The 19170-nt window shown below is 66.3% G+C and carries 14 protein-coding genes and 1 pseudogene; 5 read left to right on the top strand and 10 right to left on the bottom strand.

The window, feature by feature from the left end; translation table 11 throughout:
* Positions 1 to 198: 198 nt before the first annotated feature.
* From ACRXBZ_RS38555 to ACRXBZ_RS38530, 6 genes are all read right to left on the bottom strand, one after another.
* Positions 199 to 1737, bottom strand: a complete 1539-nt coding sequence (locus tag ACRXBZ_RS38555; protein ID WP_433883288.1) for an MBL fold metallo-hydrolase — start codon at positions 1735 to 1737, stop codon at positions 199 to 201.
* Positions 1738 to 2537: 800 nt separating this feature from the next.
* On the bottom strand, positions 2538 to 3311 hold the full coding sequence (locus ACRXBZ_RS38550) for an SDR family NAD(P)-dependent oxidoreductase (protein WP_433883287.1): 774 nt from the start codon (positions 3309 to 3311) through the stop codon (positions 2538 to 2540).
* Positions 3308 to 3589 (bottom strand): hypothetical protein, encoded by a 282-nt coding sequence (locus ACRXBZ_RS38545; RefSeq protein ID WP_433883286.1) that lies wholly within the window; start codon positions 3587 to 3589, stop codon positions 3308 to 3310. Before ACRXBZ_RS38545 ends, ACRXBZ_RS38550 begins: the two co-directional genes overlap by 4 nt.
* Before the next feature lie 13 nt (positions 3590 to 3602).
* A complete protein-coding gene (locus ACRXBZ_RS38540) occupies positions 3603 to 5573 on the bottom strand; it encodes a hydantoinase B/oxoprolinase family protein (RefSeq protein WP_433883285.1) in 1971 nt (656 codons plus the stop codon).
* Positions 5573 to 7735, bottom strand: a complete 2163-nt coding sequence (locus tag ACRXBZ_RS38535) for a hydantoinase/oxoprolinase family protein (RefSeq protein WP_433883284.1) — start codon at positions 7733 to 7735, stop codon at positions 5573 to 5575. Before ACRXBZ_RS38535 ends, ACRXBZ_RS38540 begins: the two co-directional genes overlap by 1 nt.
* A gap of 121 nt (positions 7736 to 7856) precedes the next feature.
* Positions 7857 to 9341 (bottom strand): aldehyde dehydrogenase family protein, encoded by a 1485-nt coding sequence (locus ACRXBZ_RS38530; RefSeq protein ID WP_433883283.1) that lies wholly within the window; start codon positions 9339 to 9341, stop codon positions 7857 to 7859.
* A 79-nt stretch (positions 9342 to 9420) separates the two neighbouring features.
* Here ACRXBZ_RS38530 and ACRXBZ_RS38525 point away from each other — a divergent pair, with 79 nt between their 5' ends.
* Together ACRXBZ_RS38525 and ACRXBZ_RS38520 are read left to right on the top strand one after the other, a co-directional pair.
* Positions 9421 to 9639 carry a hypothetical protein gene (locus ACRXBZ_RS38525; protein ID WP_433883282.1) on the top strand — a complete coding sequence of 73 codons (219 nt, stop codon included), beginning with the start codon at positions 9421 to 9423 and terminating at the stop codon, positions 9637 to 9639.
* A 41-nt stretch (positions 9640 to 9680) separates the two neighbouring features.
* Positions 9681 to 11993, top strand: coding sequence for an ATP-binding protein (locus ACRXBZ_RS38520; RefSeq protein WP_433883281.1), 2313 nt, complete (start codon positions 9681 to 9683; stop codon positions 11991 to 11993).
* Between the two features lie 103 nt (positions 11994 to 12096).
* Here the strand turns inward: ACRXBZ_RS38520 and ACRXBZ_RS38515 are convergent, their stop codons facing one another.
* The 3 genes from ACRXBZ_RS38515 to ACRXBZ_RS38505 all read right to left on the bottom strand — a co-directional run bounded on the left by ACRXBZ_RS38515 (position 12097) and on the right by ACRXBZ_RS38505 (position 14475).
* The gene (locus ACRXBZ_RS38515) at positions 12097 to 12627 is read right to left on the bottom strand and encodes a helix-turn-helix domain-containing protein (RefSeq protein ID WP_223838896.1); all 531 of its coding nucleotides are present in this window, start codon (positions 12625 to 12627) and stop codon (positions 12097 to 12099) included.
* 90 nt (positions 12628 to 12717) lie between these two features.
* Positions 12718 to 14223, bottom strand: coding sequence for a sodium:solute symporter family protein (locus tag ACRXBZ_RS38510; RefSeq protein ID WP_433883280.1), 1506 nt, complete (start codon positions 14221 to 14223; stop codon positions 12718 to 12720).
* 9 nt (positions 14224 to 14232) lie between these two features.
* Positions 14233 to 14475: a DUF3311 domain-containing protein gene (locus tag ACRXBZ_RS38505; RefSeq protein ID WP_433883279.1), complete on the bottom strand. Its 243-nt coding sequence runs from the start codon at positions 14473 to 14475 to the stop codon at positions 14233 to 14235.
* Between the two features lie 185 nt (positions 14476 to 14660).
* On the opposite strand from ACRXBZ_RS38505, the gene ACRXBZ_RS38500 reads away from it, so the two are divergent.
* From ACRXBZ_RS38500 to ACRXBZ_RS38490, 3 genes and pseudogenes are all read left to right on the top strand, one after another.
* A complete protein-coding gene (locus tag ACRXBZ_RS38500) occupies positions 14661 to 15797 on the top strand; it encodes an aminotransferase class V-fold PLP-dependent enzyme (protein WP_433883278.1) in 1137 nt (378 codons plus the stop codon).
* A complete protein-coding gene (locus ACRXBZ_RS38495) occupies positions 15794 to 17086 on the top strand; it encodes a metal-dependent hydrolase family protein (protein WP_433883277.1) in 1293 nt (430 codons plus the stop codon). The genes ACRXBZ_RS38500 and ACRXBZ_RS38495 overlap by 4 nt, the downstream gene beginning before the upstream one ends.
* 107 nt (positions 17087 to 17193) lie before the next feature.
* Positions 17194 to 18237, top strand: a pseudogene (locus ACRXBZ_RS38490) (aldo/keto reductase).
* A gap of 145 nt (positions 18238 to 18382) precedes the next feature.
* On the opposite strand, the gene ACRXBZ_RS38485 reads toward ACRXBZ_RS38490, so the two are convergent.
* Complete coding sequence (locus ACRXBZ_RS38485) at positions 18383 to 19159, bottom strand: GntR family transcriptional regulator (protein ID WP_433883276.1); 777 nt, start codon at positions 19157 to 19159, stop codon at positions 18383 to 18385.
* Positions 19160 to 19170: the final 11 nt, after the last annotated feature.

Below are 19170 nucleotides of genomic sequence, written 5' to 3'. Positions count from 1 at the left end.
ACATCAGCCTGCCTGCGACCGGAATCTCTCGATTGCATCGGGAGCGGATTGGTCGACTCCGACGATTTCCTTGCTCGGATAACGACATAGGCACAAACTTTCGCTGTGCGCACCGGGAATGGCTATGAGCCCGACAAGAGGTTTGGTCGGAGCGTCGAGCGGCGGCGACCCGAAACCTGAGGGCCGTAGGCTTGGTCGTCAGTGCCAGGCGCCGAGCCGCAAGCCGTCGACGACCTGCGGCACGGTCGCCGCCAGGTCGGTGATCGGGAGTCCGTGGGTAGGCGCGATCAGCTCGACGCCGAGTTCGCTCAGCAGCTTTTCGAGGGCCCCGATGTACGGCTCAATATCAGTGAATCGTGTCCAGATCAAAGCGAGTTCGGCGAACAGCGCCGTCATATCCGGCATGTCTAGGGAACCGGCTTCCTCGGCGACCAAGCCGCAGTGCGCCTCGGAGTGGTAGTGGCTGAAGGAAAAACCGTCGGCAGGGAAGAGAGTGGCAGCCTTGGTGTCGAAGCCCCAGAAGGTCGGCGTGAGGTCGCGTATGACCGCCGGAACCGACCGGAAGAAGCGACCACCACCGAGGTCGAGGCTTACGCCAGCTGGGCCGGGAACCTGAATGCGGTCGGCGAACTCGGGAAAGACGAGATGTAGGTCGTGTACGCCTCCCACGGCCCTGGCTTTCGGAAACTTCTGCAGGAAACGTCCGATCCCGCTCGCGTGGGGGGTCTCGCAGTGCGTCGCGAACAAAAACTCCACGGGTGGGATTCCGGTGGCTAGCAGCTCGTCGAGCTGAGCATCGAGGACATCAAGGTCACTGGGAAACCCGCCCTCGACTATGACGGACCGCTGAGTGCCGGAGACGACGTAGACCGAGTTATAGGAGTGGAAGATCTGCCCCTTGTAGCGCTGCTCCAGGCAGGCGCCGAGCCAGTTAAGCCCTGGCTGCAGTTCGCGCGGTAGCTTTCGCTTGACCGGACCAGGCGGAATAGTCGGCCGCGGGGGAGCCGATTGGTGATTCGGCGCTGTCGTTGGTAAACCAGATCCGATGCTGAGGGGGCGTGCCGGTTCCTCGCCGCCGAGGACTTCGATCACACTGCACACGACCTCCACATGGTGCGTGACTACTTCCTCGCCTTCCAGGATCGCACCATGGGCGGGGATGATCCGATTGACCGTCCGCTGCGCGAACAACTGACGGATCGCCTCGGCGATTTCAGTGGTCCGTGCGCCAGGCAGCCACCAGTAGCGGTTGCCGACGAGATGCTCCTGCACGGTCGTCATGTCTTGTTCCCAGTCGGTCACGTCTGACTGAACGGCGCGGCCGCAGACGTGACCGAACAAGTCCGATGTGAGCATGCTGCCGGTGAGAGGATCGAATACCCAATGAGTCGGCAGTAGCATGAGCTCGGCCGTTACGACCTGGAGATCACGGGTGCCTGCCGAATCCAACGCCAGAATCCCTGGGGCCTGGATCTTGTGGAACTGTGCGGCGCCCGTCCAGGGGCGCCCGTAGTCGTGGACACGGAAATCGAACCACGGAAGGCCCTGCCATTGCGCCCCGTAGACGCGGGCGACCGAAAAGCGTTCAACCAGTGGCACTACATTGCACACCGAGTCGAACTCGCCCTGACGGAGCGGGAACAACGACAGGGCGAGCCCTGAGTCGAGAGTCTCATCCAGCCACGATGCAATTTCCGCGAACTGGGTCGCTAGGTGGCTGGTGTCGAACGGCCTCATTTTCATCGAAAGACCGACCCGGACAAATCGTGCGGGGCTGAGATCGCCGTAGACGGTCGGAAAGACGGTCGCCGATCGAATCAGTCCACCCTAAGCCGCGAAGTTCGAGGCGCCTGCCGGGTACTTCCCGAAAAACACCAGCCTCCTAGGCCAGGATCGACGAGAAGGGAATGAGTCGATCCCTTCAGCAACACGACGTTCGCGTAGGCAGTACCTCGTACTGTCGTTGGGTGCGTCGATACTCGACCGTCAAGGGGGACTGGCAGCCCGAGAACTTCAAGCGCACCACTACCGTACGAGGATCGAACACCCAGCCCTGAAAGGGCGACCGGAGGGGCGTCGTTGGACAGGCTCATATGATTCCTTCCGAAATATATCTCCAGAATTCGAGCGATCAAGGCTCGTCTGCTGCGCTGCGCCCGCACTTGTCGCACGGCTGTGACTATGTTGGCAGCGACGACGCCTACGCTCTGTCTAGGACTTGACATAGCGCGAAAAGGAATATGCCTTGCGGTTGACCCCGGTTGACCCCGCAGCCCGACAGGTCGATGAGGTCGCGTATCAGTCCGCGAGCGTGGTCGCGGTTGAACTCCTCCAGGAACGTGCGGCCGGCTAAGTGGGGGCGGATACGGTCCGCGCCCTCGAGCACGTCGGGACCGGAGACGTCGGGACCGGAAACGTCGCGGCCGGAAACGTCGCGGCAGGATCAGTAACACCCGAGATCCGCGAGGCTGACCGCCTCGCGGATCTCGGAATGGCTGCTCATCGAGCTACCCGGAGCAAGGCTGCGCGCGGGTAGGTCACCGGTGGACGAGCCCGCCGTTGACGCTGATGGTCTGGCCAGTGAGGTAGGCACTGTCGTCCGAGAGCAGGAACATGGCAAGCCCGACCAAGTCGTCGGGCTCGGCCGTGCGATGCAGCGCCTGCGCGTCGATCATCGCCTGCTTCTGCGCCGGACTCACCGTGGTGCGGGCGATCTCGGTGTAGACAGGGCCGGGTGAGAGGGTATTCACCCGGATCCCGAACTGGCCCAACTCGTGCGCCATGGAGTAAGTCATGCCCTGCACACCGCCTTTGCTCGCCACGTAGTGCAGGTAGCCGGAGCGGCCCATGAGCACCGCATCCGAACCAATGTTAATCACGCTCGCCGACTCCGACCTGCGCAGCAACGGCAATAGCGCAGAGACCACCAACCACGGCCCCTTCAGGTTGACCGCGATGACCTGGTCCCACTCCTCGGGTGTGATCTCCCAGAACGGCTTCCTGGTGATCGTGGAGAACACTGCGGCGTTATTGATCAACCCATCCAGCTGACCGTGCTCCTCCGCGACGAGGGCGGCCAGCTCAGCGCCGCTGCCCGGGTCGGCGACGTCCAAGATGGCCGCGGAGGCCTTGCCCGGTCCGGTCAGGCTGGCGGCCGTGGCGCGGACCGCGTCGGCGTTGCGGTCCGCGAGCACGACCCGGCATCCCTCCGCCACCAGCCGGCGCGCGTACCCTGCGCCGATTCCCTGGGCGGCACCGGTCACCACGATGACCTTCCCGTCCAGTCCACGCTTAATCGTCGGCGCCCTCATCGCAAGCTCCACTCCCGGTAGGTGGGTTCGTCAGCGGGCACGATCTCGGTTTGCAGCAGCACCAGGCAGCTCGGGCAAAACACCTGGCGCAACACGATTGGGCGGTCGGTGAACCGGGCGGGGTCGGCGTGCACACCGGGCCCGGCGGCGCTCGACGGCCGTTCGTTGCGCACCGCCTTGTCGAACGGGCTGCTGGTCGTCGTGCCAACCAGGGCGCCACAGTGTCGGCAGACGACGTGCCCTTCGGGGCCGACGGTCAAATTGAGGTCGAGGTCCATCAACGGTCTCCAATCAGGACAGTCCGGCGCGTTCCCGGCGCAGTTGGTGGCGGAGACGCTCGGTTCGTTCGACATCGACTCCGGAGCCGGCCTGGTCGACGAACCGCACCCCGTAGATCTGCTCGGCGGCCTGGTGCGACACCTTTCCGAGCGCGACGTCCCGGGCGACAGCCTCGGGTTCGCGGAGCAGCGGGTCACCGAGCCCGCCTCCGCCCTGCCAGTGGGTGAAGTAGACGTCGTCGACGTCAAGGTCGGTCTCCACGTGTGGCGGCAGGGTGTCCGGGCGTCCGCCCAGGTCCTCGATTCGGGCGGGGATGACGCCCTCGGTGAGCTGGCGACGCACCGATGAGTCGCGGATCAACACGTCCCACTGGGTCGCCGCCGGATAGCCGCCGGCCAGCCCTGGCGCCTGGGGCACCGCCTTGCCGTTCGCCGACACCACGAGATGTACTCCCCCGGCCGGCGAGTCGTAGGGGATGAAGCAGCTGGAGGCGCCGACCCCGCCCCGGTAACGGCCCGGGCCGCCGGAGTCCACTTCTTCGCGCCGCCACAGGTACAGCATCGGGAAACTGAACTCGTTGATCTCCACGTCGGCGGTCCGCCCCATCGGGATGCAGTTCACCCCGCCGGTGTCGACCCCATCGCCGTCCACCTTGGCGCCCAGCCCGCCGGCCATCGCGTCGCAAAGCATGGTGGCGAAACCGCCGCCGCGCTGGTCCACGCCAGCCAGCAACGTCAGGTCCCAAGTACCGCTGCAGACGCTCGTCGCCGAGCGGCTCAGCTCCGGATGGGTCGTGAGCATCGCCGCGATTGTCTCGGACACCGCGTTCTGGGTGGCCCAGGCGGAGTTCACCGAGGCCTTCCCGATCCCGGCCGGGAACGTACAGTTGTTGATCGTGCCGGGCTCGCTCGTTATGTCGATGCAGCGGTAGATTCCACCCGGCGCCCAAGGGATGTCCGGGCAGAGCATGGTCAGCAGAATCGGCAGGATGCCGCCCCGCAGCCCGGCCAGCGTGCAGTTGATAATTCCCTCGACCTGTGGGTCGGTTCCGGTGAAGTCGAAGTGCAGCCGGTCGGACTGCTTGGTCATCCGCACCACGATCTTGTGCACCTGGCGGTCGTCGGCGCGCCCACCGTCCTGGTGCGCGACCGCAGACCACTCTCCTTCGGGGAGCTGGCGCAGCTTGGCGCGCAGCCTGGTCTCGGCATCGTCCATCATCCGTTTCATCACGGCCTTGACGGTGTCCGGGCCGTACTTGTCGATCAGCGCGGTGAGTCGCTCGTGGGCGACGTTGTTCGCGCCGATCTTGGCCCGCAGGTCTAGCCCGACCAGCTTGGGCACTCGCGACCGGCGCAGGTACATGTCTTCGACATCGGCGCGCAGTCGCCCTCGCTCGACGATCGCCACCGGCGGGATGGGCACCGACTCCCAGAACACGTCGCGTCCCTCGACAGACCAGCTGCCCGGCGATACCCCGCCCAGGTCGACTTGGTGAGCCACCGCGCCGGTCCAGCAGAACAACTGGCCCTCGTAGAACAGCGGGGCCAGCACGGTGACGTCGTTCTGATGCAGGCCGCCGCCGATCCACGGATCGTTGAGCAGGAACTGGTCACCAGGATGGATGCCCGGGCTGCCCGACCGGTTTCGGAGCGTCCACCGGCCCGCCATATCCAGCGACGAACCGAGCTGCATGTTGTAGAGGCCGACCTGGACCGTCTCGCCGAACTCGTCCATGATCGCGGCACCGAAGTCGTTGCAGTCGGTTACCACGACCGATCCGGACATCCGCTTGATCGCATCGCCCATATCGTCGGTGATCGCCACCAGGCGGTGCCGGATTACTTCGTAGGTCAACGCGTCGATGCCCGCAACGGCATCGGCGTCTATCCGGTGCAGCTCAAGGTCGCCGAAGGACTGGTCCTGGTCGAGCGGCGCCGAGGACTGGGCGAAACGCTCGGACCCGGCGATGGGAATGACTGGCATCAGAAGGTCTCCTTTTCGAGTGCGACCGCCATCTCCGGGCTGGCGGGGGCAAGGCGGGCCGACTCGGCCGGGGCGAAGGTCAGGACAAGGTTTCCTAGCCGGTCGACCACGCCGTGCGTTCCCGGGGGCAGCGCCACCGTGGTGGTCGGTGCTTCCACGATCGCTGGGCCACTGATTGAGTGGCCGGCACCGAGCGCGCGGTAGTCGTAGACCGCGGTCGGCTGGGCCCCGACGGTGATATCGAGCAGCACGTTCCGGATGCCGGAAGGTACCGGCTCGCCGTCGCCGGGTAGGTGATCGGGCAGTTCTGGACGGACTGCCAGCGTGCCGATGGCGCGGACCCGGTAGGTGATCAGTTGCAGCCCGGCGTCGGGAAACCCGGTGCCCTCGCCGTAGAGCTCCTCGTAGCGCCGCTCGAACTCCGCTTCCATACCAGCGACCGCGGCGGCGTCGAGGACCCCGTTCGGCACCGAGGTGGACACCTCGGCCAGCTGCATGGTGTAGCGGAGGTCCGCCTCCCGCTCGTAGTGCACGGTCTGGAAGGCGAGCCCCTGCTCGGCAAGCCGGGTCGCCAGCTCGGTCTCCAGGGACTCGAACACCTCGGTCACGCGTGCCGGGTCGACCGGCATCGCGGCCGGTTGGGATCGTTCGGCGGTGAGCACGATGTCGGAGGTCGCCAGTCCGTAGGCGGAGAACACCGCCGCCGTAGCGCCGATCGGCACGATGACCTGCCGCGCCCCGAGATCACGGGCATAACTGGCGCAGTGCATCGGCCCGGCTCCACCGAACGCATACAGCGAGAAGTCCCGGGGGTCCTGCCCGGAGTTGACCACGACCTTGCGAACCAGGTCGGCGGTCTGCGCGTTCTGGATCTCGTAAACGGCGGCGGCCGCGTCGTCGACGGACATGCCGAGCGGTTTGGCCAGGCGCTCGGCGATCGTCTTGCGGGCCAGCGCCACGTCGAGCTTCTTGCGGCCACCCAGGAAGTTGTCCGGGTTGATGATGCCGAGCACCAGGTCGGCGTCGGTGACGGTCGGTTCGATGCCACCGTCGCCATAGCAGGCCGGACCGGGACGAGCGCCGGCGCTCCGGGGCCCTACCCGCAGGTTGCCGCCGGGGTCCACCCATGCGATGGCGCCGCCACCGGCGCCGATGGTGTGCACGTCGACCATCGGCGTGCTGATCGTGTACTGGTTGAGCACGGTGCTGCTGGTGCGCACCGGCGCCCCGTCGACCACCAAACCTACGAGGAAGGTGGTGCCGCCCATATCGGTGGAGATGACGTTGCCGCTCTGCAACGCCTCAGCCATGCGCGTACAGCCGACTACGCCACCGCTGAGCACCGAACCGATGGTGGTGACCGCATGCGCCGGCGCGTCCGCGGCACTCACACACCCGCCGGATCCCTGCATGACCAGAAGTGACCCGACCAGCCCCCGCTTGCGCAGGGTGGCCTCGAGCGGCCTCAGATAGTTGGCCAGCCGGGGGCCCACCTGGGTGTTCATGATCGTGGTCACGCTGCGCGAATACTCCCGGATACGCGGGCTGACCTCGCTGGACAGCGCGACGTACAGCTCCGGCGCTTCGGCGTGGATGAGCTCGCGGATCCGCTGCTCGTGAGCGCTGTTGCGGAATGACCACAGAAGCGACACAGCGATGGCCTCTACCCCGTCGGCCAGCAGCTCCCGCACCGCCTGCCGCACCCCGTCCTCGTCGAGCGCAACCACGACAGCGCCCTTGTAGTCGATCCGCTCGTTGATCTCCTTGATCAAGTGGCGGGGCACCAGCGCGGGCGGCTTGGCAGTGCGGGCCATGTGCTGGATCTCCTCGCTGTCCAGCCCGGCGTAGCGGCCCTCCAGGTTCATGATGCTGATCGAGTCGGCATGACCCCGGGTTGTGAGAAAACCGACCCGGGCCACGTCACCGGTGACCAGCGAGTTCAACGTCGACGTGGTGCCGTGCACGATGTAATCGGTCTCGCCGAGCAGTTGGCTCACCGGAATTTCGAGCTCACGGGCCAGCTCGTCGATAGCGTTGAGAAATCCCTCGGCGAAGTTCGGCGGGGTGGACGGCGTTTTGGCGGCGGCCAGCCGACCGTGTTGGTCAGCGGCAAACGCATCGGTAAAGGTGCCGCCGATATCAATTCCAATAACATATGCCACGGCAACCTCCGTTGGTCAAAAGTGGCGGTGGATCGTCTATATTCGGCCGCGAATGCGGCGCTGACAGGGCCCGCGAGACGGTGAACGACATTGCCGTTCGCGCGGACAGGCAAAGTCGGGATCAGCGCCGGAACATCACGTTGATCGCTTTGAGCTCGGTGTAGCTCAACAGCTCTTCGAGGCTCTCCTCACGGCCGACGCCGGAGCCCTTGACGCCCCCGAACGGGACATTCGGAAAGTGCAGCGAGGAACCGTTGATCCAGGTGTGACCGGCTTCGAACTCCCGGATGACGCGATGCGCCCGGTCGAGGTCACGGGTCCACACGCTCGCGGTCAGCCCGTACTCGACGCCGTTGGCTATCTCGATCGCCTCTTCCTCGGTGTCGAAGGGAATGACCGAAAGCACTGGTCCGAAGACCTCTTCCTGCGCAATGCGCGCGTTCGGGGTGACGTTCGTGAGTACCGTCGGGGCCACATACAGCCCGCGCTCGAACGCCGGCCCGCTCGGACGGCCGCCACCCGTGATTACCTTGGCCCCCTCGTCCACCGCGATGTCGATGTACCGCAGCGATCTCTCGTACTGCGCTCGGTTGATCATCGTGCCCTGTTCGGACCATTCGGCCAGCGGGTCACCGATCCTGCGCCTCTCGATCAACTCCACAATGCGCGCAACCACCTCGTCGTGCACTTCACGTTGCACCAGCAGCCGCGAGTTAGAGCCGCAGGACTGCCCGGACCAGGTGAAGTTCATGCCGAACACCGCTCCTTCGGCGGCCGCGTCCAAGTCGGCGTCGGCGAACACCACGATGGCGTTCTTGCCACCCAATTCCAGCGTCACGTTCTTGATCCCGCTCTCGGCGGCTGCCAGCTGGATGGCCCGCCCGGTCGGCTCTGAGCCGATGAACCCGATGCGACGCACCCTGGGATGGCGCACCAACGCGTCGGGGACCACCGGGCCATCACCGACCACCACCGAGAGCACGCCCGGCGGGAAGACTCCGGCGGCCAACTCCGCCAGCCGCAGCGCCGAAAGCGGCGCAGCCTCCGGCGGCTTGAGAATGGTGGGGTTTCCGGCGACCAACGGCGCGCCGACCTTGCAGGCGAACATCAGCGGGTGGTTGAACGGCACGATCCGCGCCACCACCCCGACCGGCTCCCGCACGGTGACGTGCAGCGCATTGCTGGCCGGGATCGAATCGCCCTTGAGTTCCAGCGCCAGCCCGGCGAACAACCGTAGCTGGGCCACCGCCACCGCCACGTCCACTCGGGAGCCGGAAATCGGCGAGCCGGAGTCGATGGTGTCCAGCAGCGCCAGCTCCTCGCCGTGCTCCTCGACGATATCGGCCAGTCGGCGCACCAGCGCCGCCCGCTCCACGGCCGTGGTGTCTCGCCACAGCGAGCGGGCCGCATTCGCCGCGGAGACGGCGTCGTCCACGTCGGTCGCATCGGCGTCCGGTACTTCGGCGATCACCGTCTCTGTCACCGGACTGACCCGCTGGAAGGTCCGTCCGCTCCGTGCGGCACGTGGTTCTCCCGCGACCAGCAACCGCCAGTCACGATCGAGCACTCGCGCCACGGAGGCCGGCAACGAGTCGGGCTTGGTCATAGTTGCTCCCGTCAGTAGACCGCTCGGAGACATCCAAGAGACTTAACGTGACCCACGCCACCCTCCAGGAAATTCCGTCATGCAGAAGACTGCTCCGACGCCGCCGGCGTACCCGATCGCCTGGGTCGACGACGCCGTGCGGCTGCTGCGCGGCAACGCGGGCTTCAGCTCGGGTGGAGTGGGTGGGGTCGTTTTCCTCGCTACCTCCCACCGAACCCGGCAGACACGCTTCGATGTACGAGATCAATGCCGTGCTGACGGTGGGTTGCCCGCCTTCGAGGCGCCGCGTTCGAGCTAGCATGAGAGCTGGTCAGTGGGCGGTGAGTGTGGTGACAGACAGTGTCCCGGGGGCTGGACAGCTTTCCGGCTGAGGTAACGAGCTTCGTCGGGCGTCGGCAGGCGACGGCCGAGGTGAAGCGTACGCTGTCGACGTCTCGTTTGGTGACGTTGACTGGCGTTGGTGGGACGGGTAAGTCACGGTTGGCGCTACACGTCGCGCAGCAGCTGCGGCGGGCGTTCGCCGATGGTGTGTGGTTGGTGGAGTTGGCCGACCTGCGGGACCCGTCGCTGCTGGCCGATGCGGTCGCGGCGACGTTGGGCTTGACCGATTTGTCGAATCGCGATCGGGAAGCGGTGTTGGTCAGTTACCTCGCGAACAAGCGGCTGCTACTTGTGCTGGACAACTGCGAGCACCTGCTGGGCGGCTGTGCGCACCTAGCAGCCGTGCTACTGCCCGCGGCACCGGGGCTGCGGGTGTTGGCAACCAGTCGGGAGCCGTTGGGTATCGCCGGGGAGCATGTATGGCCGGTTCCCCCGCTGTCTGTGCCGCGGCCGGAAGCGTCCTTGCCGGGGGATGGCTCAGGGCGCAAGTATGAGGCGCTGGTGCTGTTCGAGGAGCGGGCGGCGGCGGTGGTGCCGGGGTTCACCCTGAATCGGGACAACGAGAGGGCAGTGGCCCGGTTGTGTCAGCGGCTGGATGGTTTGCCGCTGGCGATCGAGTTGGCCGCGGTCCGGTTGCGGGCGCTGACTGTCCCGGAAGTCCTGGCTCGTCTGGAGGACCGTTTCCGGTTACTGACCGGTGGTGACCGTGCCGCTCCGGCCCGTCATCAGGCGCTGCGGGCCGCCGTGGGGTGGAGCTTTGACCTGTGCACGGAGTTGGAGCGGACGCTGTGGGCCCGGTTGTCGGTGTTCGCGGGCGGGTTCGAGTTGGCTGCCGCCGAGCAGGTGTGCTCGGGCGATGGCCTGCTCCGCGAGGAGGCGTTCACCGGTCTGACCGGTTTGGTGGACAAGTCCTTGCTGATCATGGACAGGGAAGCTCCGGTTGCCCGTTACCGGATGTTGGAGACGATCCGCCAGTACGGTCATGAGCGGCTTACCGGCGGCGAGGAAGTCGTTGTGCGTCGTCGGCACCGGGACTACTACCTGCGCTTGTGCGAGGAGGCAGCAGCGGACTGGTTCGGGCCTAACCAGGTCGAGTGGTTGAACCGGTTCCAGGCCGAGCAGCCCAACGTGTGGAAGGCCCTGGAGTTCTGCCTCACCGAACCCGGAGAGGCGCGCACCGGTTTGCGAATGGCCGGCGCGCTGTACTGGTACTGGCATCAGCATGCCATCCGCGATGGGCGGCGGTGGTTGGACCGGGCGCTGGCCTGCGACACCGAGCCCAGCCCCGAACGGAGCAGAGCGCTGTGGGTCGTTGGCTGGATCGCAACCGCCCAGGGCGACATCCCGCACGCCCTCACCGTCCTCAACGAAGCCGTCGACCGCGCACGAGAGTTTGATGACGAGCAAACACTGGGCCACGCGCTGCAGTTCACCGGGATGGCCAAGTGGTTTCAGGGAGAGCTATCCCAAGCAGTAGCCGCGCATGAACAAGCATTGGCGCATTATCGAGCTGCTGGCGCGGTGAACTCCTTGACCGCGATGGCCTTGTCCAGACTCGGCACGATCGTGAGCCAGCAGGGCGATGCCGAGCGCGCCGTTGCGCTGTGCCAGGAAGGCATCGACCTTTGTATTGCCCAGGGCGAGCAATGGGCGCGCGCCTGGGGGCTGTGGAATCTCGCCTCCGCCCGATGGCTCCAGCACGATCTTCGGCAGGCAGACATAAACGTTCGGGAAGCCCTTCGGCTGAAGATCGCCCTCGGCGATCGAGTTGGCATTGCCTGGTGTTTCGAATTGTTGGGCTGGGTGGCCGCGGCCAAGGATGACGCCCAGCGGGCAGCCGTGCTCTTCGGCATGGGCGACACGAGGTGGGGACAGATCGGCCAGTGGCTGGGCACCTGGCAGACCGCGCGTGACGCGAGTAATCATGCAAGGAGTCAGACCCGGGAAGCCCTCGGGCAACGTCGGTTCGGCGCCGCCTTCGAGCAGGGGCAGCGCCTGACCGACGATGAGGCCCTAACCTACGCGCTGAGCGATCGCCCAGCGGCGCAGCCCGCCGCTGCCAGCGTCGCGCCAGAGCTGCCGCAGCTGACCCGACGCGAGCGTGAGGTGGCCGCCCTCGTCGCCAAGGGCATGTCGAACAAGGACATCGCGGCAACACTGATGATCGCCCAGCGCACCGCAGAAGCCCATATCGACCACATCCTCACCAAGCTCGCCTTCACTTCCCGCGCCCAGATCGCGGCCTGGATCACCGAAAAACAGCAAGGCTAAGCAGTAAGGCCAACGGGACAGGGCATCGGATCTTGATCATTTACCGGGACCCGCACACGTGAGAAGGTGGCCCCGCACGTGTCCGTTAACCCCGTAGCCAAGATCAGTAGCTTGGTGGCGTCACGCTGATCATGAATCGCACGGTGTTTCTGCCGTCGTTGCGGAAGCGGTGCGGGATGTTCGAGTCGAAGTGGCAGCTGTCGCCGGTCTTGAGTACGTGGGTTTGCTCGCCGATCTGGACGGTGAGCCGGCCGACGAGGACCACCACGCACTCCTCGGAGGGGTGCGAGCGGAGTTCCTCGGAGGAGACGGCGCCGGGTTCGAGCGAGCCTTCGAGAACTTCGAGTTTGGCGCCGCCTGGGGAGGCTCGAGTGTAGGTGATGGCGTGATGTGGTGAAGAGATCCGGTATCGGTCGTCGCGGCGGATGACCGCGACGGTCTGGTCGTCGCCGTCCTGGAACAGGCTGAACAGCGGGACGTCGAGAACCTCGGCGATGCGTCGCATGGTTTCGAGGCTGGGATCGGTGACGCCACGTTCAACCTGGCTGATCAGGCCGGTGGACACGCCAGCCTGATCAGCCAGCTGACGGACGGTCAGCCCCCGGAGGTTTCGGTATTCACGGATCCGTGTCACGGTCACCGAACCATTATCATCCGACAGGCCTTCGACCCTGGTCACCGGGCTGCGTGCCGGGTGACCAGGGGCGAACGGTGTCGTCGCTGGTCATCGGGTGATGCCGGCCCCGATGGCCTCTTCCGGCGCAGCGGGCAAACCTTTCCCGGTTCCGATGTCGATTGCGTCGTCCGAGGGTGGCCGGGTGACCAGGCTGACCGCCACTGCGACGACGAGGTTGACCACAAGCGCGGGCAGGCCGACAACCATGCCGGCAGGCACGGCGTCCAGAACTATCGATCCAAGCGCGGGCACGCCGACGATCAGCCCGCCGCAGATGGCCCCAGCGGCCAGGCCTGCCGCGGTGACCCTTCGCCACAACATGGAAAGGAACAGGGCGGGGGCGAGTTGGCCGACTGCGCTGTACATGTTGGTCATGATGGTCAGTAGTTTCGCGTTGCTGCTGGCGACCAGGAGCACTGCCAGTGCGGTGAACACGAGGGCGCCGATTCGGGTCAGGGTGAGCGAGGAGGCCCACCGTTTCGACGCGGCGCCGATCACGTTGCGGGTGAGCAGGCTGCTGGCGGTGAGGATGAGGACCGCGGTGGGCACGAGCGCGACGAGGATGCCCGCGCCGCCGAGGATGCCGATGACCCAGTCCGGGTACTTCTCGCGCACGAAGATGAGCAGCGATTGGTTGGCTTGTTTGTCGGTGAGCGTCGGCAGGGCGAGCACGGCGGCAAACGCGATGATGCAAATCAGGACGTAGAACAGCGAGTACAGGGGTTGGATCACCTGGTTGCGGCGGATCGTCGCCGTGTCCTTGGCGCTGTAGGACACCTGGAACATATGGGGCAGGGCGAATTGCCCCAGCGGGGTGACCAGCAGAAAGCTTATCCACCACCAGGTGTTCGTCGCGGTCCCACCCTGGATGCCGGGAAGGGTCGCGCTGTTGGGGTGCGCCTGTTTCATCGCATCGAAGATGCCCAGTGGACCATGGACACCGGCCGCGTTCGCCGCGCCCACCGTGATCACGAGCAGGACCACGATCAGCAGGATGTCTTTGACGATCGCGGTGAAGGCGGCGCTGCGCATACCCCCGACCAGGACGAACAAGGCGACGAGGACACCACCGGCCACGACGTAGGCCAGCGAGGGCACAGTAGTGCCGAAGAGGCTGGCCAAGATGAGGCTCAGGCCGGTCAGTTGCAGCTGGGTGTAGAGCAGCAACGCGATGATGCCGAACACGGCTATCAGGCCGCCGAACCACGGCGCCTCGAAGCGGTTGGTGAAGAAATCCCCCATCGTGACCAGCCCATGGCGTTTACCCGCACGCCAGATCTTCGGGACCACCCAGTAGCCCACCGTCGCGGCCAGCACGACCGTGCCGAGGACATAGAATCCGGGCGCGCCATTGCTGAACACTCCCTGGGAAGCGCCCAGCAGCGCGGATGTGGTGAACGTTTCACCGACGAGCAGGAACCAGAACAGCCAGGTCCCGAACCGCCGCCCGCCCACCGACCATTCCTGCATATTCATCGTCCGGCCACGAGCGGCAGCCACCGAACCCCACACGATCGAGCCGACCGCGATCACTAAAGCAAGGATCAACGCCATCTCGCGCTCCTAGAACCGGTTCAGTTCGCCGTTGCGGCGATCGACGACGTAGATGACACCGATCGCGGCCGACCCGACCACCACGCCGAGCGTCATCCACACCAGCAGGAACGGAATCGAACCGAACACGTAGCCAACCTGGTTGACTAGCGGAACAGCAGCGATACACCACACGGGTGGCACCGCCAACAACAGCCAGTGCCAGCGTCGCCGGGACGTGCGCCCGGCAGCTGGGATGGACGGTCGGGACATGGTCACTCCTGTCAGGACACACAACTCTGTGTTCATCTCTGATGAATTCGCATCAGTGTGAGTGACTCAAGTCATGGCGTCAATCTCCAGTTCGGACTTTCCGCCTGGAGGGTCTTGCGCAGTGACGCTGCCACCTGTTCACTGTGGCTAATCACAGCTACGCGTTGTTCACACGGAGGTGACACATGGATCCTCACCGGTTCCGGGCCCAGTTCCCCAGCTTGGCCGACACCACGCACCTGGCCTCGTGCAGTCAAGGCGCGATCGCCACCAGCGTCACCGCGGCACTGGCCGAGATGGCGTACCTGGTGCGCGACCAGGGTGCCCCGTGGGGTGCGTGGATGACCGAGGTGGAACGGTTGCGCGCTACCGCAGCGGGCTTCCTCAATGCGTCGGCGAGCGAAATCGCGCTGGTGCCCTCCGCATCTCATGGCGCGTTCCAGGTCGCCAACGCGGTGGACTTCGCAGACCGTGGCGTGATCGTGTCGATGGCGGCCGAGTTCCCCAGCGTCGGACAGGTGCTGCACGCGCAGCGCCGGGGCGACGGCGAGACCCGTTGGGTCAGTCACGACGCGATGCGCACGCTCGGCGTGGTCGAGGCGTACCGCGCCCAGATCGATGACGCGACCCGGCTGGTGTCGATCCCGCTGGCCCTCTACGCCAACGGATCCCTCCAGCCGGTCAACGAGATCGCCAAACACGCGCGCGAGGTCGGGGCGCGCGTGCTGGTCGACGCCTACCAGGCAGCCGGAGTGGTCCCCATCGACGTGGCCGGGATCGACTGCGACTACCTCATCACCGGAACGCTGAAATATCTGCTCGGTCTCGCCGGGATCGCGGTGCTGTTCGCCCGGTCCGGCGTCGCGGACCAGCACCCGCCGCGGATGACCGGCTGGTTCGGTCGCGTCGACCCGTTCGATTTCGATCCGACGAGCCTCGACGTCCCCAAGGAGGCACGCCGGTTCGAGTCCGGTACCCCGGCCATCCCCACGGTGTACGCGGTGCGGGCCGGAATCGAGGTCCTCAACCAGGTCGACCCGATCGCCCGGTGGACCCATGTCGAGAACCTGGTCGCAGAGACCAGTGCCCGGCTGGCCGAAACAGGCGAGACGCTGAGCGGGCCGGCACCGGATGCCAAGCCCGGACCACAGGTCGCGGTGGTCGACCCCGACCCCGAGGCGCTGGCAGCGTTCCTGGCCGCCCGCAGGATCGTCACCTCGCCACGCGGGTCGATCTTGCGCATCGCGTTCCACTACTACAACACCACTGAAGACATCGATCTCGTATGCAACGCGATCGCCGAGTGCCGGAGGCAAGCATGACCCCCCGCAGCATCCTCGTGGCCGCGCGGCTCCTGACCGACGCGACCGCACCGCTGATCAACGATGCGGTCGTGTGCGCCGAGGGCGACACGATCACCTATGCCGGACCACGCAGCTCCGCGCCGAGCTGGGCGAGCACCGCCGAGGCGGTCACCGACCTCGGCGACACCACCCTGATGCCGGGATTGATCGACTGCCATGTGCACCTCTGCCTGGATCCGGCGTCCGACGCTGATCTCAACGAGATGTCGTCCGACCATGAGGCGCTGCGGCGACTGATGGTGGCCAATGCCGGGCGGCTGCTCGACGCGGGCGTCACCACCGCCCGCGACCTCGGCTCACCCGGCACCCTGGGCACCGAGGTGCGGGACCTGCTGGTCACCCTGCCGCACGCCACCCCCCGGATGCTGGTGGCGAACGCACCGATCACCGTCACCCGTGGCCACTGCTGGTCTATGGGCGGCATCGCCGATGGCGTCGACGAGGTCCGGGCACAGGTGCGCCGGCACGCCGACCAAGGGGTGGACCTGATCAAGGTGATGGCCACAGGCGGGTTCATGACACCCGGCAGCCATCCGTCCGAAGCCCGCTACACCGTCGAGGAACTCAGCGCCCTAGTCGCCGAGGCGCACGCCAGCGACCTTCCGGTGACCAGCCACGTGCTAGGCACCGAGGGCATCGAACGGGCCGTTCTTGCCGGTGTCGACTGCCTCGAGCACTGCGGCTGGGTCACGCGGACCGGCACCCAGTACGACCCCAGTATCGCCGCGATGATCATTGAACGGGGCGTCGCCGTCAGTCCCGCGATGAACACTGCCTGCACCACCGAACACTACATGTGCCCATGGGACGAACGAGATGCGGTCGTCGGCAACCTGCGCAGACTCATCGCCCTCGGTGCGATCATCGCGGCCGGCACGGACGCCGGGATCCCGATGGTCCACTTTGAACGCTACGTGGACTGCCTGGACACCTTCATCGACGCCGGCATGTCGCCACGGCAGGCGATCGCCAGCGCTACCGAAGTCGCCGCCCGCGTCTGCCGACTGGAGGATGTCACCGGGCGTCTGCGCCCGGGCCTGAGCGCCGACTTGATCGCCGTCGACGGTGACCCCACGCAGAACATCGCCGCCCTGGAGAATCCCCGCTTCGTCATGGCCTCCGGCCGCCCGCACGAGGTTCGCGTGCGCAACGCCGATCTCGACACCGGTGACGCCGTCGCGCGGGACCGAATCCGCCGCAATCTCGAAGCCGGAGCAGGGCGCCACAACAAAGCGCCCACATCGTGAGGTGCAGGCTCCCCCGGTTCGAGATCGAGATGAGCCGAGCCGCGTTCGGGCCTCGTACGGCGCCGCGGGTGTGCGTTCCGTTCCGCGAATTCCTTGGAGGTGGCACGATGAGCTATCGACCCTTTGGCCGCACCGGGATCAGGGTGAGCCCGCTGGCGTTGGGCGCGATGAATTTTGGTGGCCGGGGCAATCCTGACCACGACGACAGCGTCCGGATCATCCACCGGGCGCTCGACGCCGGCACCAACCTGATCGACACCGCGGATGCGTACTCGTAGGGCGAGTCGGAGGAGATCGTCGGCAAGGCGCTGGCGGGGCGGCGGGACAACGTGGTGCTGGCTACCAAGTTCCACCTCCAGATCGGCGAGGAGGTCAACCAATGCGGCAACTCGCGGCGGTGGATCTTCCAGGAGGTGGAGAACAGCCTCCGGCGGCTGCGAACCGACTGGATCGACCTGTACCAAGTGCACCGCCCGGACCCGGGCACGGACTTCGACGAGACCCTGGGCGCGCTGTCCGATCTGATGCACCAGGGCAAGATCCGCTACATCGGCACCTCCACGTTCGAACCGTCGGCGATCGTCGAGGGCCAGTGGATCGCCGAGAGGCGTGGCCGAGAGCGCGTGGTGTGCGAGCAACCGCCTTACTCGATCCTTGGGCGAGTAGCCGAACGCGAGGTGCTTCCGGTCGCGCAACGCTACGGACTGGCGGTGATCTCGTGGGGTCCGCTGGCCGGCGGATGGCTTTCCGGTGCGTACCGCAAGGGTGGCCCGCAGCCGGCATCGAGCCGGTCCGGCCTCCAGTCGGCACGGTTCGACATCACGAACCCGGACAACGCGGCCAAACTGGTCGCGGCCGACGCGCTCGCGGCGCTGGCCGCCGAGGCAGGAATCTCCCTGATCCACCTCGCACTGGCTTTCGTGCTGGAACACCCCGCAGTGACCTCAGCGATCATCGGCCCACGCACGTTGGAGCACTTGGAAAGCCAGCTCAGCGCGGACGAGATCCGCCTGTCCTCTGACGTGCTGGACCGGATCGACGAGATCGTCCCACCCAGCACCACACTGTCCACAAAGGATCCCGGATACCAGTCGTCCGCGCTGACCGATGCTTCAGCCCGGCGCCGCGGGACAACCATGGCGAGGCGATGAAGAGTCGTACATTTCCGGGCACGACATTTCCATCGGCGGAGTCCGCGACGACCCGGCAGCCGAACAGACAGCGAACACCGAACTGGTGGCGGAGTTGCGTCGCCACCGGGCCCGATCTGCAGTTCGATCGGAGCCAGGCGCGGGCCTACGCCGACGTTTCCTGCCCGGCACGGGTCCACCGAACGGATACCGCGGACGCGGCACGATCGGTCCGGACCTCAATGAACTCGCCCAGGATCGTCGCGCGGTCGAAGAGCACCGGCTCGTCGCCTGCGGAATAGGTCACCCGGTCGCTGAGGAACACCGGAACGCCGGTCGGCTTTTCCAGGATCTTGCCCAGACGAGCCGAGAGCACGCCGGGGTTGAGGCGTTCGGTAGCCCGTTCCACCACGGCGCCGGTTTCGGCCAAGGCGCCGTAGAGCGAGGTGCTGGTGAAATCGACGTGCGCCAGCGGTCCGGCGACGGCTTCCGGAAGCCAGGACACCTGGTGGATCGCGGGTACACCACCGACTCGACGCAGCCGTTCGAGCCGCACCGCCGGTGCACCGGCTTCCCGGCCAAGCCGGACCGCCACCCATCCGGGTAGCTGGCGCCTGGTCCGGCTCAGCAAGACGGTGTCGATCGGGTGCCCTTGCGCGCGGAGCTCGTCGGACAAGCTTTGCAGCGATCCGATGTTGTAGACGGCTTTCGACGCCGTCACGAAGGTGCCCCGACCGGCCTCCTGGGTCACCAGCCCGCGTTCGGCGAGCACCTGCAGCGCCTGCCGCAAGGTCATCAAAGTGACGCCGTATGCGGTGCTGAGCTCACGCTGCGCTGGCAGTGCCTGGCCGGACTCATACATCCCTGCCTTGATCTTGGCCTCGAGGTCCGCGGCGATCATCGCGTACTTCGGCGTGCGTGGCCCGCGATCACTGCCCAACACCCCGTCCGCTC

This window comes from Saccharopolyspora hattusasensis, from assembly GCF_050972075.1.
Classification (GTDB): Bacteria; Actinomycetota; Actinomycetes; order Mycobacteriales; family Pseudonocardiaceae; genus Saccharopolyspora; species Saccharopolyspora hattusasensis.
Note: the sequence above shows the minus strand (reverse complement) of the source record. Positions and strands in the feature narration are given on the sequence as shown.

Coding starts and splice junctions, on each gene's coding strand:
- ACRXBZ_RS38555 (WP_433883288.1), bottom strand. CDS start 1,737: ATGAGGCCGTTCGACACCAGCCACCTAGCGACCCAGTTCGCGGAAATT.
- ACRXBZ_RS38550 (WP_433883287.1), bottom strand. CDS start 3,311: ATGAGGGCGCCGACGATTAAGCGTGGACTGGACGGGAAGGTCATCGTG.
- ACRXBZ_RS38545 (WP_433883286.1), bottom strand. CDS start 3,589: ATGGACCTCGACCTCAATTTGACCGTCGGCCCCGAAGGGCACGTCGTC.
- ACRXBZ_RS38540 (WP_433883285.1), bottom strand. CDS start 5,573: ATGCCAGTCATTCCCATCGCCGGGTCCGAGCGTTTCGCCCAGTCCTCG.
- ACRXBZ_RS38530 (WP_433883283.1), bottom strand. CDS start 9,341: ATGACCAAGCCCGACTCGTTGCCGGCCTCCGTGGCGCGAGTGCTCGAT.
- ACRXBZ_RS38525 (WP_433883282.1), top strand. CDS start 9,421: ATGCAGAAGACTGCTCCGACGCCGCCGGCGTACCCGATCGCCTGGGTC.
- ACRXBZ_RS38510 (WP_433883280.1), bottom strand. CDS start 14,223: ATGGCGTTGATCCTTGCTTTAGTGATCGCGGTCGGCTCGATCGTGTGG.
- ACRXBZ_RS38505 (WP_433883279.1), bottom strand. CDS start 14,475: ATGTCCCGACCGTCCATCCCAGCTGCCGGGCGCACGTCCCGGCGACGC.
- ACRXBZ_RS38500 (WP_433883278.1), top strand. CDS start 14,661: ATGGATCCTCACCGGTTCCGGGCCCAGTTCCCCAGCTTGGCCGACACC.
- ACRXBZ_RS38495 (WP_433883277.1), top strand. CDS start 15,794: ATGACCCCCCGCAGCATCCTCGTGGCCGCGCGGCTCCTGACCGACGCG.